Genomic DNA, 26,908 nt, shown 5'->3' with positions numbered 1-26,908 from the left:
CGACACGGTCGGTCGGAGCAAAACGATGACTGGAAACGAACAGACGACGACGGTGGGACAGCTTCCAGCCCAATCGAGTGAAGGGTCACGCGCGCCGGAAGCGCTGACTCGGCTCGTATGGGCGCTGTGGATCGTGAGCGTCGGCGTGCTGGGCCTGCGGCTGTGGACCGACCAGACCTGGGAACTGCCGGGCCTGCTGGCCGTCGACGGGCTGACAGTCGTGATGTGGACGACAGTCACGTTCTTCAGCGGGATCGTCCACAGCTACTCGCGTCGCTATATGGCCGGCAGCGAGGTCATCGATCGATTCTTCGGCCGCGTGTTCGCGTTCACACTGATCGTGATGGCTCTGGTCGCGGCCGACAACCTCCTGCTGTTCGGGGCCGCCTGGCTCGCGATGGGGCTGGTGATGGCCAGCCTGATCGGAACGGTCGAGGGCTGGCCGCAAGCCCAGGCCGCAGCCGCGCTCGCACGCAGATACTTCCTTGCCAGTAGCGCGCTCCTCGCGGTCGCGCTCGCGGCGTTGTGGGTCCACACCGGCGCGACGACGGTCTCGGGAATCGCTGCTGCCCTCGGAGACTCCTCGTTGATCGTGCTGGTCGCCGCGAGCGCGCTCGTTCTCGCGGCGATGGTCCAGTCGGCCCTCCTCCCGTTTCACACGTGGTTGCTCTCCTCGATGACTGCGCCCACGCCGGCCTCGGCGCTGATGCACGCCGGGTTCGTCAACGCCGGCGGCATCCTGCTGGTCCGGTTCGCGCCAGTCGTCACCGTCGACGCCACCGTCATGCTGGTGATCGTCCTGGCCGGGGCAGCAAGCGCCCTGGGCGGCAAGCTCCTGAAGCTCGTCCAGACGGACGTCAAGGGCAAACTGGGCTGCTCGACGGTCGGCCAGATGGGGTTCATGCTCATGCAGGCCGGCCTGGGCTTTTTCGCGGCCGCGGTCACTCACCTCATCCTGCACGGCTTCTACAAGGCCTACCAGTTCCTCGCCTCGGGCGAGCAGGTCGAGCACACGTCACCGACGAAGTCGAAGGCAGCCGGCTCGACTGGCGTCGGTGGTCTCGCAGTGATCACCGCCACCGGGCTCGTAGGTGGAGCGCTGTTCGCGTTCCTCACCGGCAAGGGGACGAAACTCGGGAGCGGGCTCCTGCTGACGTTCGTCGTCGTGCTGACCGTGCTGCACGCGACGCGCGAGATCGTCACGCACACCTCAGCGCCCGCCACGATTCGCTACGGCGGCGTCCCGCTGGTTGCACTCCCGGCGATCGCGATCTACGCCGGGTTCTATCACGTGATCGAGGGGCTGCTGGCCGGCCTGCCCGCGGTCGGCTACCAGGCCGAACTGACCCCGTTCCACGGCCTGCTCGCCGCCGCGTTCCTCGCGGTCTATCTCGCCATCGAAACCGGCGTCTACAAGCACAGTCAGCGCCTCTACGTGGCGCTTTTGAACGCGAGCCAGCCGCCGTCGCAGACCCTGCTGACGAGTACGGAGGATTACAATGAGTACTGAACACGCGATCGAATCGAGTATCGACGAGGCAGCAGACGCGGTCGGGTCGGTCTGGCCACTCCACTCGTTCGTGACGGCCAACCCCCTCGCCGGGTTCGAGGACCGCCCCTTCCACGAGGCCGTCGCCGACGCCGAACGCCTCCTGGGCGGCGAGGGCTACCCGAGCCCCGAGGTGTTCCGTCGGGCGTTCGAGTCCGGCCAGATCGATCCCGAGATCCTGCGCTCGGAACTATCCGAGCACGGCTACGACTCAGATCCCGAGGCAGCCCTGGAGAAGATGGCCGACGCCCAGCGCGAGTCCGACACGGTCGAGAGCTCGACGACGGCCACGGACCACGTCGACGCAGTCCTGACGAAGTGGCTGGCAGCCTTCCTCGACCAGGGGACGGCCGAGTGGTCGATGCCCAACCGCGAGCAGGGCTTCTACGGGGCGTTCACGACCGTCGCGCCCCACGACGGCGACATTCCCGACGCCGAAGCGATCGCCGACCTGCCCGAGGATCCAGTCGGCGCGATCAGAGAGCGTCTCGCGGAGTATCCGGTCGGCCAGTGGCGCGACATCTTCGAGTTCCAGCTCGCGGCACTGCCTGGCTGGACGGGCTATCTCAAACAGCGCGCGGCCGACGAGAGCGACTGGCAGTCGAACTATCCGATCACGCTCACCGGCTACCTCGCCGTTCGACTGAGCCTCGCCGACGCCTTCGACGCGCCGCTGGCACCGCCCGAAGACGACGACGCGAGCGACCACGGCACGAACGACGAGGACCTGCCACTTGCCGAGGTCTGGCTGACGGCCTGGGAGCAGTCCTATTGCACGGAGCTGGTCGACTCGCTCACCGACGCGAGCGAGTCGCTCGCAGACGCGGAAGACGATCAGCATCCGGACGCTCAGTTAGTCTTCTGTATCGACACGCGCTCGGAGATCATCCGCCGCCATCTCGAAGCGGCCGGCAACTACGAGACCCACGGCTACGCCGGCTTCTTCGGGATCCCGATGCGCCACGAGGGCCACGACACTGACGTCTCCGTCGACGCCTGCCCGCCCATTCTCGACGCCCAGCACCGTATCAGCGATCATCCGACAAACGAGGACGCCAAGGCCGACTACGACCGCTGGCACGGGGCGCTCGACGCCACGAAGTCGGCGGTCAAGCGCCTCAAGGCCAACGGCGCGACCGCGTTCAGCTTCGTCGAGAGCGCGGGTGCGGGCTACGGGGCTGCACTGACCGCGCGCACGCTCGTCCCGGACCGCGTCCACGACGTCTTCGACGCCACCGACGAGCGCGTCCCCGACGACCAGGAGGTCTGCCAGCCCCGCATCGACTACAATCCCGACGCCGTCCACGACCTCCGTGCCGGACTCACACTCGACGAAAAGGTCGAGTACGCCGCGACCGCCTTCGAACTGATGGGGTGGGAGGAGTTCGCGCGCCTCGTCGTGTTCACCGGCCACGCCAGCGAGACGACGAACAATCCGTTCGACTCGAGCCTCGATTGTGGAGCCTGCGCCGGCAACCCCGGCGGCCCGAACGCCCGCGTGCTCGCGGCCATCTGCAACGACGACGCGGTCAAGCGCGAGCTCCGCGAGCGCGGGATCGACGTGCCCGAGGACACCGTCTTCCTCGCGGCCGAGCACAACACGACGACCGACGAGGTCGACCTCTACGACAGCGACGTCCCCGAATCCCACGACGCAGACGTCGAACAGCTCCGTGCGGATCTGGAAGTCGCACGCGCCGGGGCTGCCGCCGAGCGCGCCGACGACATGGACGCCGAGGCCGACTCCGGAGTCCGCGAGACCCACCGCCGCGCCGCCGACTGGGCCGAGACCCGCCCGGAGTGGGGGCTGGCCGGCAACGCCGGCTTCGTGATCGGGCCGCGCGAACTGACCGGCGGGCTGGATCTCGACGGGCGCTCGTTCCTGCACTCGTACGACTGGTCGACCGATTCGGACGGGGAGGCGCTGGAAGCTATCATCACTGGTCCGATGGTCGTCACCCAGTGGATCAACAGCCAGTACTACTTCGCGACCGTCGACAACGCCGTCTTCGGCAGCGGCTCGAAGGTCACGCAGAATCCGGTCGGCAACGTCGGCGTCTACCAGGGCAACGGCGGGGACCTGATGACCGGCCTCCCGCTGCAGTCGCTGATGAGCGCCGACGACGAGCCCTACCACCAGCCGCTGCGTCTCTCGACGGTGATCCACGCGCCGGTCGAGCGCGTCACCGAGATCCTGGCCGATCACGAGGAGGTGGCGTCGCTACTCGATAACGGCTGGCTCGCGCTGACAGTGGTCGATCCCCAGAAGGGCCACCGCGCGTTCCACTACGAAGGCCAGCGCGAGTGGACGCCTGTCTCCGAAGAACCGAAAGCGAGCCCGGAAGTCGCTGCGCCGACCACCGCCGACGACTAAAAGGATACCCTCGCTGCTCGCTTTGTCGAGACCCTTCGCTACGGTCAGGGTCTCGCTGCTCGCGGTTTCACCGCTCGCCGTAGCGAGATTCTCACTCCCTGCGGTCGCTCCGAATCTCGCGCTACCCGTACTTGTAGGAGACCCCATTTCCAGTCTCGGGATACTCCCACTCGACGTTGCCGTGCGGGCAGGCGAACCGACAGCTCCCACATTCGAGGCAGTTCTCGTAGGCGATGGTCGGGACGCCGCCCTCCTCGGCCCGCCAGACGTCGGCGGGGCAGACGTTCGTACACTCGTAGGTCGTACACTTCTCGTCGCAGATCCCCGGAATGGTGATCCCGAGGTGGCTCTCGCCGCTGTCCTTGTACTTGACCGTGTACAGGCGGTCTTCGATCGATGCGTTCTCGACGTCGGGCGTGTCCGGAACTTTGGGAGTGGTTTGTGCTTTGCTCATGGTTATGACAGCATCTTGCGGAACTTCCAGGCCTTCTTGGCCGCGCCGAACCAGCCGCCGGTCGCGGTCAGGATTCGCTGTTTCGCCTCGGAGACGTGCTCCTCCTTGGGGGTGTCGTCCATCTTGAAGTACTCCTCGCCCGCCTGCCCGAGCGCGCGGGGGAGGTCGTCGAACAGGAATTCCTGCTCGGCGGCCGCGGTGTCCATGAACCAGCCGTAGTGATCGAGGTTCTGGACGACGTAGGAATTCCGAAGTTCGGTCTCGTAGCTCGCCAGCGCGGCCGCGTCGGTCCGGCCGTTCTCGAGCGCGTCGGAGATAGCCTGCCCGGCGTGATAGCCGCTCTCGACGGCCATGTTCGTCCCTTCGAGGTGGATCCCGCTGTTGAGGACGAGCCCGGCGGCGTCGCCGACGATGACCGCGCCGTCGTGGACGAGTTCAGGCATCGAGTCCGGCCCGCCCTCCGGGATGGCGTGAGCGGAGTATTCGAGCATCCGGCCGCCCCGAACGAGCGGCGCGACCGCGGGGTGCTGTTTGAACTCCTCCAGAACTTCGTCCGGCGTCTTGTCGGAGTGGGCGGCGTCCTCGATAGAGTAGACGACGCCGATCGAGACGGTGCGCTTGTTCGTGTAGAGGAAGCCGCCGCCGACTGCGTCGCCCACCGCGCCGTCGCCGAAGTAGTGCGCGGCGAGTCCGGCCTGCCCGTCGAGGTGGAAGCGATCTTCGATCGTATCGCGGTCGTACTTGCGGACCTCCTTGACCGAGACGGCGACGTTGTCGCGGCTGTCCTGCTGTTTGAGACCCGCGCCTTCACTCACGAGGGAGTTCGCGCCCTCCGCGAGCACGACGATCGGCGCGCGGATCTCACCGTCCGGGCGGTCGGTCCGGACGCCGACGACCTCCTCATTTTCTTCGATGAGGTCCGTCACCGTCGTCTCCGTGACGAGAGTGGCACCCTCCTCGACGGCCTGCTCGGCGAACCACTCGTCGAAGTCCCGCCGCAGGACCATCCACGAGTCGTTGTGCGGTTCCTCGCGCCAGGAGGACGGGGCGATGGACATCGAGGTCTCGTCGCCCTCCTCGCTGAGCATGCTGTAGGTCTTCTTTGCGACGTAGCGTTCCTTCGGCGCGTCCTCGAAGTCGGTCAGTTCGCGGATCCGCGGGGTGTAGAGGACGCCACCGAAGACGTTCTTGGTCCCGGGCGAGGGGCCGCGCTCGATGACGAGCGGATCGTAGCCCTGCCGGGCGAGCGTCAGCGCGGCCGACGAGCCGGCCAGGCCCGCGCCGACGACGATGGCGTCGTAGCGGTCGTCGTAGTTCGGCGCCTCGGTGCCCGTCCGCTGCATCTCGCTCTCGCTCATGCTGGCACCTCCTGTCTGTCCTCACTGAAGTACGCGATCAGTTCGGGGATCACCTCGTGGAGATCGGCGACGATCCCGTAGTCGGCGTTGTCGAAGATCGGGGCGTTGGGGTCGGTGTTGATCGCGATCACCGTCTCGCTGTCGTCCATGCCCTCCAGGTGCTGGATCGCACCCGAGATCCCGGCCGCGATGTACAGATCCGGCCGGACGGTCTTGCCGGTCTGGCCGACCTGCCGCGCGGGTTCGATCCAGCCCTCTTCGACGGCGTCGCGAGTCCCTGCCACGGTGCCGCCGAGCACCTCCGCGAGGTCCCACAGCGGCTCGAAGTCGCCCTCGACGCCAATCCCGCCGGCCACGACGACCTCGGCGTCGGTGATGTCGGCGACGTCGCCGACCTCGCGTTCGAGCACCTCGGTCATCGTCCCCTCCTCTTGGACGACGACCTCAACCTCTATCACCTCGCCCTCTCGGTCGTCGTCGGGTTCGGCGGTCGGGAACACGCCCGGTCGGACGGTCGACATCTGCGGGCGGTGGTCCGGGCAGATGATCGTCGCCAGCGCGTCGCCACCGAAGGCGGGCCGGCGCATCTCGTAGCGGCCGTTTTCCATCTCCAGTTCGGTGCAGTCGGCGGTCAGTCCGGCGTGGTTCGGCACGGCGACGCGACCGGCGAAGTCGCGACCGGTGTGGGTCCCGCCGATCAGCGCGATGGCGGGCTTGCGCTCCTCGACTAGATACCGAAATTGCTCGCCGTAGGGATCGGATCTGTAGGGCTCGAACACCGGGTCGTCGGCGACGAGCACGCGGTCGGCGCCGCGGGCGATACACTCCTCGGGGATCGACGTCTCGTCGAGATCCTCGCCCATCACGAGGGCGACGAGGTCTTCCTCGCGCTGGTCGGCCAGGTCTCGCCCCTTGGTGAGCAGTTCCCAGGCGACGCCTGCGACCTCGCCGTCGTGCTGTTCGACGAAGACCCAGACGTCGTCGTATTGCTCGACGTCGACGCCGCTGTCTCCACCGGGCATCTACAGCACCTCCGCGATCTGTTCGGCCAGCTCGTCGGTCTCCTCGACGACCTCCTGCTCTCGCGGCACTGGGTCGGCCGTGTCCATGCCGCCGACCTGCGTCGGCGATACCGAGAGGCCGACCTCGTCTTCGACGCCCAGATCCTCGGCGGTCCAGGTCTCGGGTTCGAAGTCGGTCTCGGCGTAGATCTTGCGGTGCAGGCCCGCGGGTCGGGGCTTGTTCTCGCCGAATCCCATCGCGACGACCACGGGAAGGTCAGCCGCGACGCGCTCGTAGCCGCCCTCGACGTCACGCTTTGCGATCAGTCGATCCTCCCCAGGCGCGGGTTCGAGACCCTCGACGTAGGTCAGTTGCGCCCAGCCGTTGTGGGCCGCGATCCCCGGCGGGACCTGTCCCGTCGAGGAGTCGGTCGACTCCTCGCCGGCGATGACGACGTCGGCGTCCAGTTCGTCGGCCGCGCGGGCGAGCGCGAGGCTCGTCGGCCACGTGTCACTGCCACCGAAGGCAGGATCCGAGAGCAGGACGCCATCGTCGGCACCCATCCCGACGGCGACCCGCAGCACGGCCTCGGCGGTCGGCGGCCCCATCGACAGGGCCGTCACGGTGCCGCCGACAGCTTCGCGTAGCTCCAGTGCCGCCTCGACCGCGTTGTAGTCGGGCGCGTTCAACACGGCCGCGGCGTCGGATCGATTCAACCGTCCAGTCTCGGGATCTATCGAGACGTCGTCCGCGTCGGGTACCTGCTTGACGCAAACGACTATGTTCCATTCGTCTGGCATAGTGTGGCCCCCATATGTATGGGTGTTCGAGATGCTCCTCACTGGGAGAAGGGACCTATCAATAGTAAACGAACGCCGATTTCCCAGCGGCTGGGAACGCCCCGGCGATCGATTCGTCGACAGTTGGGGCGCTTCCGGCCTCTCGGACCGCGTCTGCCGGCCCCGACCGAGCCTGTCCGGCAGTGCCCGAGCGACCCCCAATAGCGGGGGTATCGACTACTCGACCACCTCGAAGGACGACGGCTACGCTTCCCGGGGGATCGTCACCCGCACCGTCGTCCCGTCGTCGTCGCTGTCGAACGCGACGTCACCGCCGAGGTGGCGGACACCCCAGGTGACGATCCACAGCCCCAGGCCACTGCCGTGGACGAGGTCGGTTTCGGTGCCTCGTTCGATGGTCTCCAGTTCGTTCTCGGGGATCCCCGGTCCGTCGTCGGCGACGGTGATCGTCACCGCGTCTTCGCTGGCTGTCGCCGACAGCGCAATCGGTTCCCCATCTTCGGCGGCGTGGACGAGCGCGTTCTCCAGCAGGTTGGCGACGACCAGTTCGAACACGTCACGATCGGCCCGGACCTCGACAGCGTCGGGGACTGTGCGCTCGACCACACCACCGGAATCGCGTTCGGCGTCGTCAGCGATCGCCCGAAGTTGTGAGCCGAGGTCAAACGACGATCGCGTCCCGGCGTCGCCGATCGTCGACTCGATGTCCCGGACCTTCTCACCGGTCGAAACCAGTTCGTCGGTCTTGCGGGAGGCCCGCCGCAGCATCTGGCTGGTCTCGGTGTCGTCGACGCGTTCGCGACCCGCCTCCAGAAAGCCGTGAACGACGTTCAGGTCGTTGCGGAGGTTGTGTCGAAGAATGCGGTTCATCACCGTCAGTCGCTGCTCGCGCTCGATGGCCTCGGTGACGTCCTGAAAGAGCAGCGTATATCCGACCTGTCCGCCGGCAGTATCTGTCAACTCCGCGGGGACGACCAGGTACTCCCGGCGCTTGCCGTCACTTCTGAGAGCGATCCGTTGCTCGTCAGCCGCCGGATCGACTGTGGCGTCGAGCACGTCGCCCAGCTGGCGCGTGAGTGCGGCCTCCTCGTCCAGATCGATCAGCGATTCGGCCGCGGGGTTCAGCGTGACGATCCGGCCGTCGGTATCGACGATAAGAACTGGATTGGCCAGATCCTCGATCGCCGCCTGCTCGCCCGCACGCCTCGTTCCCGGGAGGAATTCGAACATGTCGCGTTTGACGAACGCGTAGCCGTCCAGGGCGACGTGTGGCAGGAACGCGACCGCCGTGAGATTGATCGCGGTGACCGGCTGTGGCCCGACCTCGAACAGCCACAGCAGCGCCACCACACCCGGCGACAGCGGACTGACTCCGACAGCGATGGCCTCCCCGCGGAACAGCGGCCCGTAGCTGAAGACGGTATCGAACAGCAGGACCGTCCCGAGGACGACCCAGAGCACGGCGAACGCCGTCATCACGAACAGCGCCGGCTCGTGGGTGTACTGTGCGCCAGCAGCGTCTCCGATCCGGACGATGTCGAAGTCCTGCCAGATCAAGCCGTGATACGACGTCGTGGCGACGACAACCGTGAATATCCCGGCGGTCGCCAGCGGGATACCGTACCAGACGCTCCGGAGCAAGTGTCCACGGCCGGTGTACCCGAAGGCAAAGCCCAGAAACAGCACCGCCATCCAGGGCAGTGCCAGCAACACGACAGCTTCCATGACCCGCCGAAGCAGTGGATCGAACACCAGCAGCCCGGCCCCGTAGACGAAACAGAAGATAGCCTGCATACTCAGGGCCGCCAGAAAGAGACGCGCCCCCGGACGTTCGCGGTACTGCCAGAGACGGGCGACCAGATACAGCGTCCCGACCCCAGCAGCGAGCGATCCAGCGACGACCAACTGGGCGTACACGTCTCTCTCAATGGACCGACAGACCCTGTATGTTCGGGACGAGTACAGGCGTCCCTAATCAATTGGGCCCACCTTATGAGTGGTGCGAGACCGAACGAAATAACACAGCATCACTTCTCACACGATGTCCCAGCAAGATCGGAACACGGACGCCGACCGTCGCCGCCGTCGTCTGTACGAGGCCTTCGACGACGAGGCACTCCCACTGGCCGAAAAGCGCGATCGGGCCCTGGAGATCGGCCGTGAGTACCTCGGCGTCGAGAACGGACACGTCGAGCGGATCGTCGACGGCGGTGAGACACACGAAATCGTCGCCAGCGTCGGCCGCGAGCAACTGGTCCCGGTCGGGATGGAGATCGACCAGTCGAAGACGTTCTGTCGGCAGACGATCGAGCAACACGAGCCCCTCGCGGTGTCGGACGCGATCAGCGAGGGCTGGGCGGACGACCCAGCGTATATCGAGCAGGGAATCGCCTGCTATCTCGGGACACCGATCTTCGTCGAAGGCGACACCTACGGGACCGTCTGTTTCGTCTCGGAAGCGCCGCGTGAGCGGTTGTTCGACGCCGCCGAGCGGGCCTTCGTCGAACTCGTGGCACGACTGCTCGGTCGGGAGATCGAATCCAGGCGTCACGAACGGCGTCTCGACGAACGCGACCGAGAGATCGAACGGGGCGAACAGAAGTACGAGTCGCTGCTGGCTGCCGCGCCCGACGCGATCTTGCTGACAGACACCGAAGACGGCCGGATCGTCGAGACAAACGCGGCCGCGGCCTCGCTCACAGGCTACGACGAATCGGCGCTCCAAGGGCGTGTCTCCACAGACCTCCAGCCCGCCGGAGCGACCGACCGATATCGCGAACTGTTCGAAGGTGGCTTCGACGGCGTCGAGACGCGCTCGCGCTTCGACGACGGAACGCCGTTCGAAATCGAGCACCGCGACGGGAGCCACGTTCCGGTCGAGATCAGCGCGACAATGGTCACGCTCGACGGCGAGGAGTACGTCCAGGCCATCGTCCGGGACATCAGTGAGCGTCGGGAACGCGAACGGGAACTGCGTGTCAAGAACCGGGCGATAGACACCGCATCGATCGGCGTCTCGATCGCCGCGGCCGAGGAGGGGCTGCCGCTGGTCTACGTCAACGACGCGTTCACCGATCTCACGGGGTACGATTCGGAGACGGCACTCGGGCAGAACTGTCAGTTCCTCCAGGGCCCGAACACCGATCCCGAAGCCGTCGAAGAGCTACGGACGGCGATCAGCGAGCAGGAACCGATCACGACCGAGTTGCTGAACTACCGCGCCGACGGGACGCCGTTCTGGAACGAAGTGACGGTCACGCCAGTCGAAGACGAGCGCGGGGACGTGACCCACTTCGTCGGCTTTCAGCGTGACGTGACCGAACGCGCCCGTCACGAGCGTCTCATCAGCGTCCTCAATCGCGTGTTGCGGCACAACCTCCGGAACAAGACCAACGTCATCCTCGGCCAGGCGAGTCACCTCTCGGAGACGCTGTCGGGGCAGGCCAGCGAGGCTGCAGGGACGATCCAGGCCGCAGCCACGGAACTGGCAGCACTCAGTGAGACAGCCCACGATCTCGAGACGGCCGTCAACGAACAGCCCGCTCCGGAACAGCGAGACGTCGTGCCAGTCGTCGAATCGGCCATCGAGTCGTGTCGAGAGGGTCTCGAAGCCGGGACAGTACAGGTCGAGACACCCTCGACGGCGCGGGCACTCGTCCCTGCACGGCTCGACCTGGCCGTCACAGAGTTGCTGGAGAACGCACTCGAACACGCCGGCAGCGATCCGGCGATCAGCGTCCGGGTCGACACCGACGAGACGGGCGACGTTCGCATCGCCGTCGGCGACGACGGCCCCGGCCTGGCCGAGCACGAACAAGCAATTCTGAACCGAGGGTCCGAGACACCCCTGGAACACGGCAGCGGGCTGGGGCTGTCGCTGGTCAGTTGGGTCACCACCAGCGTCGGCGGTCGCGTCGCGGCCGACGTCGACGACGGCACGACGGTAACCATCTATCTGCCGGGCGCCGAGCAGTAACCTCGGACAGCGCCGGTCACACGGCTTTTATGCGCCGGTCGAGTATCTCGGGGTATGACTGCGTCTACAGAGCGGGTCGGCATTCCCTGTCCGGCCTGTTCACCCGAGCGCGAAACAGTCCACGAGCTACTGAGCGACGGCGGCCAGGCCACCGTTCGCTGTACCGAGTGCGATCACGTCCACAAGACCACCCTCCCGGAGGAGACGACCATCCAGCGTGACGTCGTCGTCTCCCAGGACGGCGACTCGTTCAAGGCCAGCGCCGACGTGCCGGCCGAAGAAGTGCTGGCCGTCGGCGAGGAGTTCCTGCTCGACACCGAGCAGGCGATCATGACCGTCCGGATCACCAGCCTCGAACTCGACGAAGCCAGAGTCGAAGAGGCCCCCGCCGAAGACGTCCGAACGATCTGGACCCGCGCCGTCGGCAACGTCAGCGTCAACGCGACCCTCCATCCGAAAGGCGGCGACCGCGAGGGGACCCGGAGCGAGACCGTCCACGTCCCCGGCGACTACGAGTTCGTCGTCGGCGAGACCGACGAACTGGGCGACCTGGAGTTCACCGTCGAGGGGGTCCACCTGCGAGACGACGCCCACGGCTACAACCACGAGAAACTCGACCACGACGGCGACATGGCCTTCGCGAAGGACGTCAAGCGACTGCTGCTCAGAGACGAGACGTCGACCGCCTGGTCGGCGTGGTGATGATGGTCGGGCGCGACGACGGCCGCGAGGACCGGCGCGAACGCCTGCTGGAAGGGCTCCGAACGCGCGTCGACGACCAGCGCGTCCTCGACGCCATGGCCGCCGTCCCGCGACACGAGTTCGTCCCCGACAATCAGCAGCAATACGCCTACGACGACCGTCCACTACCGATCGGGGAGGGCCAGACCATCTCCGCCCCGCACATGGTCGCGATCATGGCCGAGTTGCTCGAACTCGATCCCGGGACACGGGTGCTCGAAATCGGGACCGGGTGTGGCTATCACGCCGCCGTCACGGCCGAACTCGTCGGCCCCGAGAACGTCTACAGCGTCGAGTATCACGACAGCCTCGCCGGGGAGGCCCGCCGACGGCTGGCCGACCTGGGCTACGACGAGGTCTCTGTCCGAGCCGGCGACGGCCACGACGGGTGGGCCGAACACGCCCCCTACGACCGGGCGTATCTGACCTGTGCCGCGCCGGAGTTCCCGGCGGACGTGATCGAACAGATCCGTCCGGGGGGGATTCTGCTCGCGCCACTGGGCCGCGGTCATCAGACGCTCGTTCGGGCCGTCAAACGCGAGGACGGGACGCTCGATCAGGAAGATCACGGTGGCGTGAGGTTCGTCGAGATGCAGGGGTGAGGTGGGTCAGCGTTTCGTCCAGCGTTCGCTGCGATCCGTCCCTGGGTTTTTAGACAGATCATTCAGATAGACAGTTGTATGTCCCGCGAGAACGAGGACGGCGCAGACGACGATAGGTGGGGGACAGCGGACGACGAGGAGGCAAACGGAGACAACTGGGGGACTACGGAGTCAGGAGAGTCAGACGGCGACAAGGGAGACGAGGACAGTCAGACGACACTGTGGGGAATCCTCGTGTTCGTGCTCATCGGCGGCGGGTTGATCTACGGTGGCCTGCACCTGCAGTCGGAGATGCCCGGGGCAGACGAGACCGTGAAAATGAACGCGACGGTGCTCGAATCCGACTACACGCAGCGTGGTAGTGGATCGGACCGACAGTTCGTGATCAGGGTGACCTACGAGTACACAGTCGACGGGCAAACCTACACCAGTTCGAACGTCAAAGCCGGTGCTGAAAGCTACACTGTCGACAGGCGCGAACGCGCGGAGTTGCTTGCGACCGAGCAGTGGGCCGCAGGCAACACCGTCGAGGCCGACGTCGACCCGGACGACCCCGAAACAGCCTACCTGGCAGACTACCTGCAGGGTGATCGATTGGAACGAAAGGCGATCCACTACGGACTGATGGGCGTCGGTGGACTGATGGTCCTCGCCAGTCTCGTCTCGCTGGCCAAGAAGGGGCGGCGACGGCTCGCCTAGGCGTTGATGTCTTCCATGTGGTTGTTGACGACCACGCGGCCCGCAGGAGTCAACTGGAGACCATCCTCGCCGTCGACGACGAGGCCTTTGCTCGCCATCTGACTGCGCAACATCTCGACTTCGCTGCCCTCCTTGCCCAGAATCGACGCCAGTGGCAGCCCATCGAAATCACCCGACGAATAGATAGCGACCAACATCTCTTTTTCCGCCTTCGAGAGTTCGATATCTCGAATCTCCTCCATGACCTCACGGTACTCACGGCGGAGGTACCGCCCGAGGACGTTCATCTTCCGTTCGGACGGCAGCGCCGCCAGCGAGAGGACCGACTGCCCGCCCTGGTTGTGTTTGACCGCCAGGACCGGTCGATTCGAGCCGGCTATCTCCCGGGTCAAGCGCTCGAAGCCGGTGACCGTCGAGAGTGTGATCCGGAAGGAGTTCTCCCCACGCCGGAACTCGATCTCGCGAGGCTGTAAGAACAGTTTGGCCGCCGTGAACTCCGCGCCCGTGACCCGGCCGCCGATCCGAGCGGGGTGTTTGACCGTCGATTCGGTCCCGTTGAGCAGCGCCTTGAACAGCACGGAGTTGAACTTCTCGATGGTGCCGTCTTCGGCCTCGATCGCCGCGATGTATCGGTTGTCGTTGCGCTCGAACGCGACCGTGACGGTCGCGTTGAAGAAGTCGCCGAGTTCGTCGGGGACCTGCCCCACGGCGACGTCGAAGATCGACGAGAGCGGAATCTGTGTCTTGCCCTTGTCCGAAGCCAGAACCAGTCGCTTCTGACTGAGGAGGATCCGACCTTTGACGGGCTCGGCGCGCGCGGACTGTTCGGAGTTGAACGATCCGACGAAGTCCGCGATGATGGATTCCGACATTCGCCGCTCTACACCCGTCTTGGACAGGGCGAATATTGAGCGTTTCGCGCCACTATCAGTCGAGAAAATCGGGACGGCGCTACTCTTCGAGGGAGTCGGCGATGCGCGACAGCGAGTCGTCCGGTGGATCCCGGGCGGTGTAGACGACGCGCTCGCCGGGTTCGCGGAGTCCGTAGTGATAGCCCTCGGTCAGGACGTCGAGCAACACCGACCGGCCGGGGTCGACGCCGCTGTCGTCGACCCACGCGGCGAGGCGGTCTTCGCCGTCGTCGCTCCGGGCGAGTCTGGTGTTGTCGAACGCGCCGCGGAGTTCGAGTGCGCCGTCGAGATTCGACTCGACGCGGGCGTGGTACTCCCCGCCGTCGAGAGTCAGGCGGACGACGTCGCCCGCTTCGAGGTCGAGTTCGGCCGGGAGTTCGAGTCGCGGGCGGGAGGTGCGGCCGACCGTCTCGATCGTGAGCCGGTGAGTCGCGACGCTCTCGGTGTCGCTGGCGATTCGGTCGGCCATCGATCCCTAGTCCTCGGACTCGCCGAGCAGTTCGTCGACGTCGGTGCTGCCGCGAGCGACGACGCTGGCGTTGATCTGGCGGACCTCGTCGCTGATCTCGCGACCGCGGACGGTCACGCGCTTGCGCTCGCCGTCACGCGAGGGCTCGTAGCCGACGCCGCCTTCGAGGAGAACGGACTTGAGGTCGGGACCGCGGACGTCACCGCGGAGCGGTCGGCCCGCGGTGTCGGAGCCGCCGGTGATCTCCAGAGTGTAGCCGTCGAGGCCGACGGCACCGCCGTCGACTTCGTCGCCGATCTCTCGGCCCATGAATCGGTTCGCGTCCTGTCCGTCGACGTCGATCTGGTACGTCACGCCGCTGTCGGGGTCGGCAACGGCGACGGTGAAATCTGCCATGCCTGTAATCTGCCAGTCGCGCTTAAAAAGCCCGTCGAACCACGCTGGCACTGCCAGCCCCCGGGGAAGAAGGACCTCAGCGACGCCGTATCTCCGTCAGCGTCGAGACGCGCGCGTTCTCCTTGATGCGAAGACCCGCGCCACCGACCGACAGCGGGACGTGGCCGAGTTCCGCGAGCGACAGCGTCGGGTGAGAGCCACCCCGATCGCGGACGGCCTCGCGCACCTGAATCGTCGCGATCATGTCCTCGGGCAGCGCGAGGGACTCGTTGTATCCCAGCAGATACTGTCCCGCGTCGAGGTGCCACCACTCGTAGTCGTCCTCGGGGTTGCGGAGGGTGCGATCGTGCGGTTCGAGGTCGGCGGGCTCGAGTTCGCCACCACCGAAGTCGACGCGACCGGGGGCGTCGATCTCGTAGATTTCGGCGACTGTGAGATCGAGTCCGCGGCCCTCGATCTGGGTCGGCTCGTGGACGATCCCGTCGACGAACTGCGTCAGGTCCATGCCGCAGCGTTCGGCCGCGGCCGACAAAAAATCCGTTCCGTCTGCGATCGGAAGGCCGCTCTCGACACAACCGGCGAAATGCTCCGCTTCCCACGCGCTGGGAACGCGCGCGGCGGTTATGGGCCGGGACGCTCGATACTGAGATACAATGACTGGGATGCGAGCGGAACTGGAACTCCCGGCCGCCGAGGCCTGTCCCGTCGCGGGGTTCTCCGAGGGGGTCGAGGGCTCGGTCTCGTCGGTTCGGCGGGCCGACGACGGGGCGGGCGGGGCGACCGAACAGTTCACCGTCAGCGGGGAGCACGACCCCGACGTGTTCGACGGCGACCTGGAACCGCTGTTCGAGTACGACTCGGCGACGGTCTATCAGTTCGATCAGCGCGTCAGCGACTGTATCTGTGAGTACGTCGAGCGTCGGAACACGCCGATCGCGGAGGTCCGGGCCGAAGAAGGCTTGCTCGTCCTCGAACTGCACCTGGCGGATCTCACCGCCCTCCGAGATCTGGTGACCGAACTCCGCGAGCACTACGGGACAGTCCGAATCCGGTATCTCCTGCAGATCGACGGCGATGCGGAGGGGACCGAAGACATCGTCCCGGTCGATCGCTCGCGGCTGACCGACCGCCAGCGAGAGGTGCTCGAGACGGCCTACGAGATGGGCTACTTCGCCTATCCCCGCGGCGCGAACGCGACCGACGTGGCGACCGAACTCGGGATCGAACCCTCGACCTTTACTGAGCATCTCGCCGCAGCGCAGTCGAAACTACTCGACGAACTGTTGTCGCCGGCGTGAGCGCCGATTGAGCAGACCGCTGTCGTGCGGGCCTGCTCGATCGATCCGACAAAACGACCCCTGATACTGAGGGAGAGAAGGCAAGCCGAACAGTCCCGGAACGAACAGACGATGCGAGTAGCAGCCGACGTGACGGAACTGATCGGAGAGACACCGCTGGTGCGAGTCGACGCTATCGCGCCGAATCTCCTGGTGAAACTGGAGTCGTTCAATCCCTATTCGGTCAAAGACCGGATCGCGCGAGAGATGCTCGATGCGGCTGCCGAGGCCGGCGAGATCGCCGACGAGACGGTCGTGATCGAGCCCACGAGTGGCAACACGGGAATCGGGCTGGCGACGGTCTGTGCGGCCCGCGGCCACGACCTGATCCTGACGATGCCCGAGTCGATGAGCGAGGAGCGTCGCCAGCTACTCCGAGCGCTCGGCGCGGAACTGGAACTCACCGACGCCGACGGCGGGATGAACGGCGCGATAGAGCGCGCCGACGAACTCGCCGCCGAATACGAGGATACCTTCGTCCCCCAGCAGTTCCAGAACCCGAACAATCCCAGCGCACATCGGCGGACGACCGGCCCGGAACTGGATGAGGCGACCGACGGCGAGCTGGACGTCTTCGTCGCCGGGGTCGGCACAGGTGGAACGATCACCGGCGTGGGTACGTACTTCCGGGAAGCCGGGTGCGACGTCGATCTGATCGCCGTCGAACCCGAAGACTCGGCGGTCCTCTCCGGCGAGGAGGCCGGCAGCCACGAGATCCAGGGGATCGGCGCGGGGTTCGTCCCGGAGATCATGGAACGGGAACTGCTGGACGAGGTCCGGACGGTCTCGAAGGAGGACTCGGTCGCGATGGCGCGCCGACTGGCTCAGGAGGAGGGGATCGCCGGCGGCGTCTCCTCGGGGGCGAACGTCCACGTCGCCGCCCAGGTCGCCCGCGAGCGCCCGGACGAACTCGTCGCGACGATCGTCTGTGATCCCGCCGAACGCTATCTCTCGACGGATCTCTACGACTTCTGAGGAGTCACTCCCCGAACCACTGGCGGATCCGCGGCCCCTTCCACAACAGGACTCCCGAGAGCGCCAGCGATGGGAACAGGAGCAGCTGTGCGACGAGCACCGCCTCGGAGAGTGTCCGGAGCGGCGAGTACAGGAACACGCCGAGTGCGACCGCAGGCAGGAGGTGCAACAGTCGGTGCGTCGAGCGTCGCCACAGCTGACTCATCTGGCGACACTCCCGATCAAACCCGGTCGATCAGGAACTGTTCGAGCACGCGGGCAGTGCCGCGGCGGATCGTCTCGCTGGCCGTCGACTTGTCGACGTCGAGTTCGTCGGCCACCTCGGCGAGCGTACACTCCCGGGGGACCGCGAAGTAGCCGCGACGCTGGGCGAGAGTCAGACACTCGCGCTGGCGGTCGGTGAGCAGGCGTTCGTCGCTGTCGGTGTGGACGACCGACAGGAGTTCGTAGGAGCGGGCACTCGCGTCCAGCGCGTCGCCGAAGGCCTCGAACTGTTCGCGAGTGGCGGTCACGTCGAAGGTCATCTCGCCGTCCTCGACGATCACGGGAAACTCCGGCGGGAGTGAGGAGTTCAGCAGAAAGTCGTACAGCGCCTGTTCGTCGACCTCGTACTGGGCGATCGAGCGCTGCTCGTCGGCGTAGACGAGATCGTAGGCGTCGACGTCGGGGTGCGATCGGATGTCGTCGGCGATCGGGCCGGGATCGTCGGTGCGGACCTCGCCCAGTTCCAGCGCGCTGTCGTCTATCGGAACGCCCGTCAACAGGCGAAACGTCGCCTCGGGGTATGTCGTCGAGACCTCGGCGACCCAGACCTCCGGAGGCAGGACGATCCGAAAGCGAGCGCGGATCACCGACGGTCCCCCGCGTCGAGAGCGCGAGCCATGTGCTGTCATCTCGGCCTCCAGGTCGAAAAAGGCGTCGTGGCTCGTCGGCTGGCGACACAGACGGATGTCGACTCATGCGTCCTCCCGATACCACAGGGAAGCCATGTACAGCGAGCCGAACACCACGCTCCCGATGAGCACGAGCAGGACGGCAAACGCGAGGTAGCCGACCAGCGGATTCGCGTAGGGATCGATGACGTCCTGGGGCGGTTCGACGGCCCACGGGCTGACGTGAAAGAAGGCGAGCATCCCCGCACTGAACGCGAAGAAGAGCGCCCAGTAGCCCGCCTCGACGCGCTCGGTAACTGTCAGGTAGAGACTGATCGCGATCAGCGGATAGATCGCGAGACTGTACGTGAACGGGTTGACTTCGGGCGTCAGCGGCCAACCGACGTGGTTGCCTCGAACGACGTGGTCGATGTGATGAGTGAGTCCCAGCGTGGTCGCAGCGAGAGCGAGCACGTACACGACCGGCGTTATCGTTCGCTCCTCGGTCGGACCCCTCTCGGGAGTGCTATCGTCTACTTCCATACCCGAGAGATCGAGCGCCGTGACAGTCAGCCTTTGACCAACATGTTGGACCGGCCGTCTGCCGCCGGCTCGGGATGTGCACAGGAAGTCAATCCTGGGCGCGGGCGAACTCGGGGATCGATTTACCGGGTGACGAACAGTCCGCCTCTCGTTCGACCGACTCGCCGTCGACGAACAGCGACAGTGCCGTCGCGACAGTCTCCTCGTCGTTCTCAACGGCCGCGGTCAGCAGCGAGCGGGTCGGGGCTTCGAGAACCTGCTCGACCATTCGGTCGGCGAGCGCTTCGACGGTGGCCCGCTGGTCGTCGTCGAGGTCGTCGATTTTCTGCAGGGCGATTTCGAGTTCCTGCTGGCGGATTTGCTCGCCGTGGTCGTGGATCGCCGCCAGCGCCCGAACGGCCTCCGCAGGCGTCATCGGTCCCAGATCACGGTCGACGTCGCCTCTTCGCCCTCGACGGTCTCGTAGGCGTAGCCCCGGTCGTCGAGTTTCGGGTAGAGGTGCTGTGGAGCGCGGTCGTTACGCTGGACCAGAACAGTTTCCTCGGGCAACTCCGCCAGCGTTTCCAGGGTCCGTCGAAGCGGATGGGGCGGCCCGAGCGACCGGACGTCGAGCGTCTCGACCGGTCGGTCCGTCGGTGCGTCGGTCGCCGCGAGTGCCGGGTAGTCGACGTGCTGGCTCATCGAGCGGGCGTAGGATCGCTTCCTGGCCAAGGATTTCCCCGAACACGTTCGCTAGACAGTCCACGCTGGAGCCGAAGCGGTGGACTTTCGCCCACGGCGCACCTGGCGCCTGCATGGACTACGAGGCCGAACTCGACGCCGCGATAGAGGCCGGGGCAGCTGGAATCGAGGCGATGGCCGACTACCGCGGCGACCACCGGGTCGCCGACGGCACCGAATCCAAGGAGAACATCAACGATCTGGTGACGGCGGCCGACCACGCCAGTCAGGACGCGATCCTGGACGTTCTGGGCGAACGGTTCCCCGACGACACCATCGTCGGCGAGGAAGGCACTGGCGAGACGCTCGCGCGCGAGGGCCGTGAATGGATCGTCGACCCGATCGACGGGACGGCCAACTTCGCAACCGGGTTTCCCTACTACTGCGTCTCGATCGCGCTGGCGGTCGACGGCGCTTCGCAAGTGGGTGTCGTCGTCTCGCCGCCGGCCGCACTCGATCGTCTGTGGTACGGCGTCCGTGGGGAGGGGGCATTCGTCCACGACGGCGTGGCAGGAATCGGCGGTGTCGAAGATCTCGACGGACTGTCGCTGTCGGTGACGGAACAGGACGAACTGCCTGGCGCGTTCGTCTTCGGGCGGCTCAGCGAGCGCCACGCCGACCGGCGACAGATCGACTGGGACGTCGCCAGCGCGTTGCTCGACCGCGACTCGAAGTTCCGCCGGGTCGGGAGCGCGGCCCTCAATCTCTGTCAGGTCGCGTCGGGTCACGCCGACGGCTACGTCGTGCTCTCGCTACAGGAGTGGGACGTCGCCGCCGGGACCCTGCTCGTCGAGGAAGCCGGCGGGAGGGTCCGCAAGCGGCCTGCTCGGGTCGAAGACGACTCGATCGAAGTGATCGCCTCGAACGGTCACCTGCAGAGCGAACTGGAAGCAATCGTCGACGAAACGGTCGAATAGTACCGATCGACTACTCCGGCGCGTAGCAGACCCAGCCGTTCTTCGGGACCGTGAGTTCGACCCAGCCGTCTTCGGCCGTCGTGATGTCGTCGAGCTGGCCCGTGTAGTCGACGAGCGTCTCGTCCTCGAAGCCAGTGTAGACCCATTCGGTCCGTGGTGCGTCGGCCTTGTTGATCCCGGTCAGGAGGTTCCCGTGGCGCTCGTGGACGAACAGATCCCGGTCGGCGTGGCGAATGTAGTACTCGCCGCTCGCCAGCGTGCGCTTGATCCAGACGAGGTTCTGTAGCCACGGCGCGGCGTAATCGACGCCTTCCTCGTTGGCGTGGTTGCTGTAGACGATCGGATAGCCCGGGGCCGTGAGGATGAACGCGTAGGCCAGCCGCTGCAACTGCGGCGGCCCCTCGTCGTGATTCGCGACGAACGTCGAGGCGTGATAGGAGTCCCGGCCGAGCAGGCAGTCACCGTGCTCGATGACGCCTTGCAGCCAGCGCATATCGCCGCCCTCCCGAAGGGCGTCGTGCATGGTAAAGAAGAGGGGATAGTCGAAGCAGTTCATCCCCGTGTCGACGTACGCTTCCAGGAAGTCGACGTCGCCGTCGAAGACCTCGCCCACGCGGAAGAGGTCGTGCTGGTCGACCCACTCGTTGAGGTACTCGTCGAAGAACCACATCGGGACGTGCTTGGCGGCGTCCCAGCGCACGCCCGCACAGCCCATCTGGGCGATCTTCTCGACGTACGCCCGGAGGTGCCGACTCACCATCTCGTGGGTTTGATCGAGATCCCAGAGATCGAACAACTGCATCTTCGTCCGGCCACCATCGTGGGGGTGGTGGTAGTACTCGGGGTCGTCCAGATGGGCGTAGGTCCCACCACCGGGGTCGTCGGTCGCCGTGTGGTTGACGATGGCGTCGATGTAGACGCCGACCTCGCCGTGGCGGGCGTTGCCCAGCGCGTCGACCATCCGCTCGAACTCGGCCTCGCTGCCCAGCGGCGAGTCCCACGTCAGGTGGTCCCGGGGGTTGTAGCCGTTGCTGTCGGGCGTGTTCGGCTCCATCGGGGGTTGGACCCAGACCGCGTCGTAGCCCGAACGCGCGATCAACTCCGTCTCGCGGGTGATCCGTTCCCAGTGATCGCCGTCGGGGCCGACCGTATCGTCGTAATCGAAGTACTGCAGTGCGACTGGTTCGCCACCGTTCGTCTCGCCCGACGCCGCGAGGGTCGCTCCAGTCGGACCGGCCACCGTCTCAGTTCCTGCACGATTCCCGTCGATCACGTCGTCTGACACTGCCGTGTCGAAGAGATCTCTGCTCATGGTCAATCAGTCGCGTCCAGCACATGCCGTCTCGATCGCCCAGCCACCACGCGACGGCGTCCCGTGTCTGTCTCCCACGGTATGTGAAAACCTTACGTACCCAGGGGGATTTATATCTTTCATCATCTATCCGCAACTACACTGAAAATAACTGCGACAACCGTGGGAGGGCTCCCAAACCACGGTCAATTGGGTGACAGTACTCGGTGGCGAAAGAGGACGATGCGGGAGGCTTTTAGGCATACCGGGAGGAGAGACGAGGTATGCGGGACGTTCTGGAGGCGTGGCAGCCAGTCATCGACGAGACGATCGAGACGGTGCTCCCGCGGGAGATCGACGAGGACTACCTCGCGTCGTTTTTCGGTGCGCCGTCGTATCGATACGACCCACAGGCGATCCAGCGAGCGCTGGCGGATCCGATCTGGGAGTTGCTCGACCGCGGCGGCAAGCGCTGGCGCGCGATCGTCGCGGTGAAACTGTTCGAGGCATTCGGCGAGGATCCCGAAGAGTATCTCCAGTACGCCGCGATTCCCGAGATCCTCCACAACGGGACGATCATCGTCGACGACGTCGAAGACGGGGCGTCGATGCGACGCGGCGGCCCGGCGCTACACCTCGAATACGGGACCGACATCGCGCTGAACGCCGGCAACGCGATGTACTTCCTGCCGCTGAAGATCATCACGCACAACCCCGGCGGTTTCGACGCCGACACGCGGTTGCAGGCCTACGAGATGCTGATGCACGAGCTCAACCGGACCCATCTCGGTCAGGGGATGGACATCTGCTGGCACAACGAGCAGGAAGTGCGGGTCTCAGAGCAAGCCTACTTCGAGATGTGCGCGTGCAAGACGGGCTGTATCGGCCGGATCGTCGCCCGCCTGCCGGCGATTCTGACCAGCCAATCCGCCGAGACCGAGCGGCTGGTTGCCGACTACGCCGAACGCATGAGCGTGGCCTTCCAGATCGGCGACGACATCCTCGACGTCGAGCACACGCTCGATCAGGCGGGCGACTTCGGCAAGGAGTTCGGCAACGACATCCGCGAGGGCAAGAAGACGCTGATGGTCATCCACGCAGTCGAGAACGCTCCCGAGAACGAGGTCGAACGCCTCGAAGAGATCCTCTGGGCCGCAGACAACACCGAGGCAGAGATCATGGAGGCGATCGAGATCTTGCAGGGCACTGGGAGTATCGACTTCGCACGCGAGCGCGCAGAGCGACTGGCTCGCGAGGCCCGCGAGAGTCTCGCGGCGGTCGATCTCGAACCCGAACCGGCCGACCAACTCGCCGATTTCACCCGGTTCGTCATCGAGCGCGACGTCTGAAGGTGATGGCGAGACTCCCGAGCGTGACGCGACTCGAACCAACATATTCACTACCCACCACTCCAAAGCGACGGGCATGAGCGAACGGAACGTCGATTCGTCACGCCGGGACTTCTTGCGCGCGGCGGCCGGCACGGCGACAGTGACAGGAGCGACCGGAACGGCCGCGGCCGCCGAGGACGGCGGCGGTGGCGGCGGTGGCAACGTCCAGCCACAGTGGCCAGCGTACGTCAGCGACGCCGCCGACAACGGCTACGAGGACCTCCGCGGACAGAGCGAGGTCAGTGTTGGCGTCTATAGCAACTACTTCCAGCCGACGTTCATCTGGATCGAACCCGAGACGACGATCACCTGGGAGTTCGAGGAGTCGGGCCACAACGTGAAGTTCAACAGTCAGCCCGACGGCTCCAGCCTCTCGGGGACGTCCGGCGGCGAGTTCGACGTCATCGATCCGGGCAGCACCCACACTGTCACGCCCACGACCGGCGGCATCTACACCTACTACTGTGGCCCGCACGAGGGCCAGGGCATGAAAGGCGCGATCGCCGTCGGCGGCGACGTCCCAACCGAAGCCGTCGGCGGTGGCGGCGGTGGCGGCCCGACCCTCCCGGAGAACGCGAAGATGCTCGGGATCGCCTCCGGGTTCGCGATGGTCTCGACGCTCGGGCTGGCGTACTTCTTCATGAAATACGGCGGCGACTACGACGAAGTCGACGCCTGAGCCGAGTCCGAGGCGGTACGTCTCTCAGACGGACTCCGGTTTCGTGTGAATCTCTAACTCGACCGACCGCGACTCGCCTTCCAGATCGGCGACCAGCCGGCGGACGACCCGCTCTGCCTCGTCCTGGATCAGTGGCCGCACCTTCTCGATGACCCAGCTCAGTGAGACGAATCGCGGGAGGTCGATCGCCCCTGGTTTGGCCGAGTGGGGGTCGAACTCGACGAGGAGCCGGACGCGCGTGGCGACCTCGTGATCGCCGTCGTCGAGACCGTCGGCGTCGGGGTCGTCTTCGAGCAGCCAGCTCCCGTGTGCGTCGAGATCTTGCGTCAGTTCCCAGTCGATCCGATCCGGCGGGTCGACGTCGGTAACTCGCGAGTGGGCCGTATACGAGAGTTTCCACCACGCGAAGGTGAGGTCGTACTCGGTTCCGGGCGAGCCGTCGCCGTCCTGGGTGACCTCCCGAAGGTGTTTCGACAGGCGCGTATAGCGGGGAAAGTCCAGCAGGAACTCGTAGACCTCGGCTTTCGAGCAGTAGACGACGGTGCTGACTTCGAGCGTGTCCACAGAGACCGTGCGGTGGGCAGCCCTAAATGGGCCGGGATGGCGGCAACGCGGCGGCACAGTTATGCGCCTGAGCCTCGATACTCCGGGCGATGTCCGATCAGAGTGGCGATTTCGAGGGCTACGGGGGCCGCCACGTCCCCGAGATCATGCACGAACCGCTCGACCACCTCGCGGCGGCGTTCGACGACATCGTCCACACCGACGAGTTCCAGGCCGAATTCCGCGAGATCCTGCGCCAGTACGCCGGTCGACCCACACCGCTGTACCACGCCGAGAACCTCTCCGAACGCTGGGGCGCGGAGATCTATCTCAAGCGTGAGGACCTGCTCCACGGCGGCGCGCACAAGATCAACAATGCGGTCGGCCAGGCGTTGCTGGCCGAGAAGGCCGGCAAGACACGTCTCATCGCCGAGACCGGCGCGGGCCAGCACGGCACCGCGACGGCGATGGTCGGCGCGCTGTTCGACATGGACACCGAGATCTACATGGGCAAAAAAGACGTGCAGCGCCAGCGGATGAACGTCTTCAGGATGCGTCTGATGGGCGCACAGGTCAACGAAGTGACCCGCGGCGGAAAGGGGCTGGCCGACGCCGTCGACGCGGCGCTGGAAGACTTCGCGCACAATATCGAGGACACTCATTACCTCGTCGGCAGCGTCGTCGGTCCCGATCCGTTCCCGCGGATGGTCCGGGAGTTCCACTCGATCATCGGCGAGGAGGCCCGCGAACAGTGTCTCGACCAACTGGGTGAACTCCCGGACGCGGCGGTCGCCTGCGTCGGCGGCGGCTCGAACGCGATCGGCCTCTTCCACGCCTTCCGAGAGGACGATGTCGCCTTCTACGGTGGCGAAGGTGGCGGTGAAGGTGCTGACTCCGAGCGTCACGCCGCGCCGCTCGAGGATGGTCACGACGACGTCATCCACGGCATGAAAACGAGAGTCATCGACGACGACGTCGACGTCCACTCCGTCTCGGCCGGGCTGGACTACCCCGGCGTCGGGCCCGAACATGCCATGTTCCGGGCGGTCGGCCGCGCCGAATATCGGGCGATCACCGACGACGAAGCGCTGTCGGCGTTCAAAGCCCTCAGCGAGGAAGAGGGGATCATCCCCGCGCTGGAGACCAGCCACGGGCTGGCGATGGCCAAGAAAGTCGCCGCAGAGACCGACCACGAGACGATCGTCGTCAACCTCAGCGGGCGCGGCGACAAGGACATGGAGACCGCCGCCGAGCACTTCGATCTCGGCTAGGACTCGATCTCGGCGGCGAACTCACGAAGACGGTCGATCCGCTCGCTCGTGGGCGGATGCGACCGCAGGCGGATCGTGAATCGGCCGCCGTCGCCCTCCGCAGCGTCGCGGACGAACCCGTGAGGCAGGAGACACAGTTCATCGACGACGCCGTCGAGCGACCGAAGGTCCTGCTGAGGGGTCGATCCGACGCTATCGTCGAGTTTTTCGAGGGCACTCGCGAGCGCTTCGGGCTTTCCGGAGAGTGTCGCGCCGGCCCGGTCGGCGACGAACTCGCGGTCCTGGGAGAGACGATGGCTCAGATAGACCACCGGCGTCGCGAGGACACCGAGGGCGATGCCGCCGAGGACGAGCGAGAGGGCGGCGACGAGCCCGATTGCAGTCGGTGAAGCCGACTGCGTCCAGCCCAGCGCGACGACGAACGCGAACAGGATCGCGCCGCCGAAGAGGTTCGCCCGCAGCCACCGCGGGAGGCCGGCGACGGGTCGGTCGGTCGCCAGCGTCGGCAGGAACGTCGCGAGGGTCATCACTGTCGCGTCACGGTTGCGGAGGTGGGCGAGTTCGTGGGCCAGCACGGCGTCGAGTTCGTCGTCGTTCAGTTGGTCGCGGAGGCCGGAGCTGACGACGAGCATCGGGTCGCGTCCGCCGACCGAAAAGCAGTTCGGGACGTCCGAGTCGACCAGCCCGATCGCGGGCGGCTGGCAGTCCGCGAGCGTCGCGAGCCGGCGGACGCGCTCGAACAGTGCCGGCGCTTCGGACTCCGAAAGCCGGCGGACGTCGGTCCGCGAGAGCGTCATCGTCCGGGCGGTCCGGAGCTGGACGGCCACGAGCGCGAGCAGTGCGACCGACACGAGCACGAGCCACCAGAGCGTGGCTGGAATCGCCGGTGCGAGGGCGGTGCGAAGGGTCTCGACGAGGGGGGCAATCGCCCCGAGCAACGCGCCGACGAACACCAGATCGGCCAGCACGACCGCTACGAGGGTCGCCGCGAGCCGTCGCCGGAGTCGGGTCGATCGTTGCGGGGACACGTCGGCTCTC

General features: G+C 66.1%; 29 protein-coding genes. 12 read left to right on the top strand and 17 right to left on the bottom strand.

The features are described from left to right. Positions 1–25: 25 nt before the first annotated feature. Both DV733_RS12160 and DV733_RS12155 read left to right on the top strand, forming a co-directional pair. The gene (locus DV733_RS12160) at positions 26–1,510 is read left to right on the top strand and encodes a proton-conducting transporter transmembrane domain-containing protein (protein WP_049994447.1); all 1,485 of its coding nucleotides are present in this window, start codon (positions 26–28) and stop codon (positions 1,508–1,510) included. Next, positions 1,500–3,923: a DUF2309 domain-containing protein gene (locus DV733_RS12155; RefSeq protein ID WP_049994448.1), complete on the top strand. Its 2,424-nt coding sequence runs from the start codon at positions 1,500–1,502 to the stop codon at positions 3,921–3,923. The genes DV733_RS12160 and DV733_RS12155 overlap by 11 nt, the downstream gene beginning before the upstream one ends. A gap of 121 nt (positions 3,924–4,044) precedes the next feature. On the opposite strand, the gene DV733_RS12150 is transcribed toward DV733_RS12155, so the two are convergent. The 5 genes from DV733_RS12150 to DV733_RS12130 form a co-directional block, all read right to left on the bottom strand. Then, complete coding sequence (locus tag DV733_RS12150; RefSeq protein WP_049994449.1) at positions 4,045–4,377, bottom strand: ferredoxin family protein; 333 nt, start codon at positions 4,375–4,377, stop codon at positions 4,045–4,047. Positions 4,378–4,379: 2 nt separating this feature from the next. Next, on the bottom strand, positions 4,380–5,735 hold the full coding sequence (locus DV733_RS12145) for an FAD-dependent oxidoreductase (RefSeq protein ID WP_237560503.1): 1,356 nt from the start codon (positions 5,733–5,735) through the stop codon (positions 4,380–4,382). Then, positions 5,732–6,757: an electron transfer flavoprotein subunit alpha/FixB family protein gene (locus tag DV733_RS12140; protein WP_049994450.1), complete on the bottom strand. Its 1,026-nt coding sequence runs from the start codon at positions 6,755–6,757 to the stop codon at positions 5,732–5,734. The genes DV733_RS12145 and DV733_RS12140 overlap by 4 nt, the downstream gene beginning before the upstream one ends. Beyond that, the gene (locus DV733_RS12135) at positions 6,758–7,537 is read right to left on the bottom strand and encodes an electron transfer flavoprotein subunit beta/FixA family protein (RefSeq protein ID WP_049994451.1); all 780 of its coding nucleotides are present in this window, start codon (positions 7,535–7,537) and stop codon (positions 6,758–6,760) included. Between the two features lie 243 nt (positions 7,538–7,780). Continuing rightward, positions 7,781–9,454 (bottom strand): histidine kinase N-terminal 7TM domain-containing protein, encoded by a 1,674-nt coding sequence (locus DV733_RS12130; protein ID WP_049994452.1) that lies wholly within the window; start codon positions 9,452–9,454, stop codon positions 7,781–7,783. A gap of 124 nt (positions 9,455–9,578) precedes the next feature. Between DV733_RS12130 and DV733_RS12125 the strand changes: the two genes are divergently transcribed. From DV733_RS12125 to DV733_RS12110, 4 genes are all read left to right on the top strand, one after another. Continuing rightward, positions 9,579–11,513: a PAS domain S-box protein gene (locus DV733_RS12125; protein WP_049994453.1), complete on the top strand. Its 1,935-nt coding sequence runs from the start codon at positions 9,579–9,581 to the stop codon at positions 11,511–11,513. Positions 11,514–11,567: 54 nt separating this feature from the next. Next, positions 11,568–12,215 (top strand): HVO_0476 family zinc finger protein, encoded by a 648-nt coding sequence (locus tag DV733_RS12120; RefSeq protein WP_049994454.1) that lies wholly within the window; start codon positions 11,568–11,570, stop codon positions 12,213–12,215. Next, positions 12,215–12,856: a protein-L-isoaspartate(D-aspartate) O-methyltransferase gene (locus DV733_RS12115; RefSeq protein ID WP_237560504.1), complete on the top strand. Its 642-nt coding sequence runs from the start codon at positions 12,215–12,217 to the stop codon at positions 12,854–12,856. The genes DV733_RS12120 and DV733_RS12115 overlap by 1 nt, the downstream gene beginning before the upstream one ends. 78 nt (positions 12,857–12,934) lie before the next feature. Continuing rightward, positions 12,935–13,555 (top strand): DUF3592 domain-containing protein, encoded by a 621-nt coding sequence (locus tag DV733_RS12110; RefSeq protein ID WP_049994456.1) that lies wholly within the window; start codon positions 12,935–12,937, stop codon positions 13,553–13,555. Here DV733_RS12110 and DV733_RS12105 read toward each other — a convergent pair. From DV733_RS12105 to DV733_RS12090, 4 genes are all read right to left on the bottom strand, one after another. Beyond that, positions 13,552–14,427 carry a CheF family chemotaxis protein gene (locus tag DV733_RS12105; RefSeq protein ID WP_049994457.1) on the bottom strand — a complete coding sequence of 292 codons (876 nt, stop codon included), beginning with the start codon at positions 14,425–14,427 and terminating at the stop codon, positions 13,552–13,554. The genes DV733_RS12110 and DV733_RS12105 overlap by 4 nt on opposite strands. A gap of 79 nt (positions 14,428–14,506) precedes the next feature. Beyond that, positions 14,507–14,935, bottom strand: coding sequence for a DUF7112 family protein (locus DV733_RS12100; protein ID WP_049994458.1), 429 nt, complete (start codon positions 14,933–14,935; stop codon positions 14,507–14,509). A 6-nt stretch (positions 14,936–14,941) separates the two neighbouring features. Beyond that, entirely contained in the window at positions 14,942–15,331 is a 390-nt protein-coding gene (locus DV733_RS12095) for a 30S ribosomal protein S6e (RefSeq protein ID WP_049994459.1), read from the bottom strand. A gap of 76 nt (positions 15,332–15,407) precedes the next feature. Further along, positions 15,408–15,836: a dCTP deaminase/dUTPase family protein gene (locus DV733_RS12090; RefSeq protein WP_049994460.1), complete on the bottom strand. Its 429-nt coding sequence runs from the start codon at positions 15,834–15,836 to the stop codon at positions 15,408–15,410. A 148-nt stretch (positions 15,837–15,984) separates the two neighbouring features. On the opposite strand from DV733_RS12090, the gene DV733_RS12085 reads away from it, so the two are divergent. Both DV733_RS12085 and cysK read left to right on the top strand, forming a co-directional pair. Further along, positions 15,985–16,629, top strand: a complete 645-nt coding sequence (locus tag DV733_RS12085) for a helix-turn-helix domain-containing protein (RefSeq protein ID WP_049994461.1) — start codon at positions 15,985–15,987, stop codon at positions 16,627–16,629. 111 nt (positions 16,630–16,740) lie between these two features. Next, positions 16,741–17,643 carry a cysteine synthase A gene (gene cysK / locus DV733_RS12080; RefSeq protein ID WP_049994462.1) on the top strand — a complete coding sequence of 301 codons (903 nt, stop codon included), beginning with the start codon at positions 16,741–16,743 and terminating at the stop codon, positions 17,641–17,643. Positions 17,644–17,647: 4 nt separating this feature from the next. Here cysK and DV733_RS12075 read toward each other — a convergent pair whose 3' ends face one another. The 5 genes from DV733_RS12075 to DV733_RS12055 all read right to left on the bottom strand — a co-directional run bounded on the left by DV733_RS12075 (position 17,648) and on the right by DV733_RS12055 (position 19,739). After that, positions 17,648–17,848: a hypothetical protein gene (locus tag DV733_RS12075; protein WP_049994463.1), complete on the bottom strand. Its 201-nt coding sequence runs from the start codon at positions 17,846–17,848 to the stop codon at positions 17,648–17,650. A 16-nt stretch (positions 17,849–17,864) separates the two neighbouring features. Next, complete coding sequence (locus DV733_RS12070; protein WP_202594300.1) at positions 17,865–18,536, bottom strand: helix-turn-helix domain-containing protein; 672 nt, start codon at positions 18,534–18,536, stop codon at positions 17,865–17,867. Positions 18,537–18,599: 63 nt separating this feature from the next. Beyond that, positions 18,600–19,058, bottom strand: coding sequence for a hypothetical protein (locus DV733_RS12065; RefSeq protein WP_049994465.1), 459 nt, complete (start codon positions 19,056–19,058; stop codon positions 18,600–18,602). An 88-nt stretch (positions 19,059–19,146) separates the two neighbouring features. After that, positions 19,147–19,473 (bottom strand): hypothetical protein, encoded by a 327-nt coding sequence (locus tag DV733_RS12060; protein ID WP_049994466.1) that lies wholly within the window; start codon positions 19,471–19,473, stop codon positions 19,147–19,149. Continuing rightward, complete coding sequence (locus tag DV733_RS12055) at positions 19,470–19,739, bottom strand: DUF2249 domain-containing protein (protein WP_049994467.1); 270 nt, start codon at positions 19,737–19,739, stop codon at positions 19,470–19,472. Before DV733_RS12055 ends, DV733_RS12060 begins: the two co-directional genes overlap by 4 nt. A gap of 113 nt (positions 19,740–19,852) precedes the next feature. Between DV733_RS12055 and DV733_RS12050 the strand changes: the two genes are divergently transcribed. Further along, complete coding sequence (locus tag DV733_RS12050; protein ID WP_049994468.1) at positions 19,853–20,695, top strand: inositol monophosphatase family protein; 843 nt, start codon at positions 19,853–19,855, stop codon at positions 20,693–20,695. 10 nt (positions 20,696–20,705) lie between these two features. Here the strand turns inward: DV733_RS12050 and DV733_RS12045 are convergent, their stop codons facing one another. Beyond that, on the bottom strand, positions 20,706–22,007 hold the full coding sequence (locus tag DV733_RS12045) for an alpha-amylase domain-containing protein (RefSeq protein ID WP_049994469.1): 1,302 nt from the start codon (positions 22,005–22,007) through the stop codon (positions 20,706–20,708). 263 nt (positions 22,008–22,270) lie between these two features. On the opposite strand from DV733_RS12045, the gene DV733_RS12040 reads away from it, so the two are divergent. Together DV733_RS12040 and DV733_RS12035 are read left to right on the top strand one after the other, a co-directional pair. Then, positions 22,271–23,335, top strand: a complete 1,065-nt coding sequence (locus DV733_RS12040) for a polyprenyl synthetase family protein (protein WP_049994470.1) — start codon at positions 22,271–22,273, stop codon at positions 23,333–23,335. A gap of 76 nt (positions 23,336–23,411) precedes the next feature. Then, positions 23,412–24,056: a plastocyanin/azurin family copper-binding protein gene (locus DV733_RS12035; RefSeq protein ID WP_049994471.1), complete on the top strand. Its 645-nt coding sequence runs from the start codon at positions 23,412–23,414 to the stop codon at positions 24,054–24,056. A 24-nt stretch (positions 24,057–24,080) separates the two neighbouring features. On the opposite strand, the gene DV733_RS12030 is transcribed toward DV733_RS12035, so the two are convergent. Next, the gene (locus tag DV733_RS12030; RefSeq protein WP_049994472.1) at positions 24,081–24,620 is read right to left on the bottom strand and encodes an SRPBCC family protein; all 540 of its coding nucleotides are present in this window, start codon (positions 24,618–24,620) and stop codon (positions 24,081–24,083) included. Positions 24,621–24,709: 89 nt separating this feature from the next. Here DV733_RS12030 and trpB point away from each other — a divergent pair, with 89 nt between their 5' ends. Then, entirely contained in the window at positions 24,710–25,870 is a 1,161-nt protein-coding gene (trpB, locus tag DV733_RS12025) for a tryptophan synthase subunit beta (protein ID WP_049994473.1), read from the top strand. On the opposite strand, the gene DV733_RS12020 is transcribed toward trpB, so the two are convergent. Then, entirely contained in the window at positions 25,867–26,898 is a 1,032-nt protein-coding gene (locus DV733_RS12020; protein ID WP_049994474.1) for a M48 family metalloprotease, read from the bottom strand. The two genes, trpB and DV733_RS12020, sit on opposite strands and share 4 nt — an antisense overlap. Positions 26,899–26,908: the final 10 nt, after the last annotated feature.

The organism is Halapricum salinum, from assembly GCF_004799665.1.
GTDB lineage: Archaea > Halobacteriota > Halobacteria > Halobacteriales > Haloarculaceae > Halapricum > Halapricum salinum.
The sequence above is the reverse complement of the archived record's forward strand: the minus strand, read 5'-3'. Positions and strand labels throughout refer to the sequence as shown.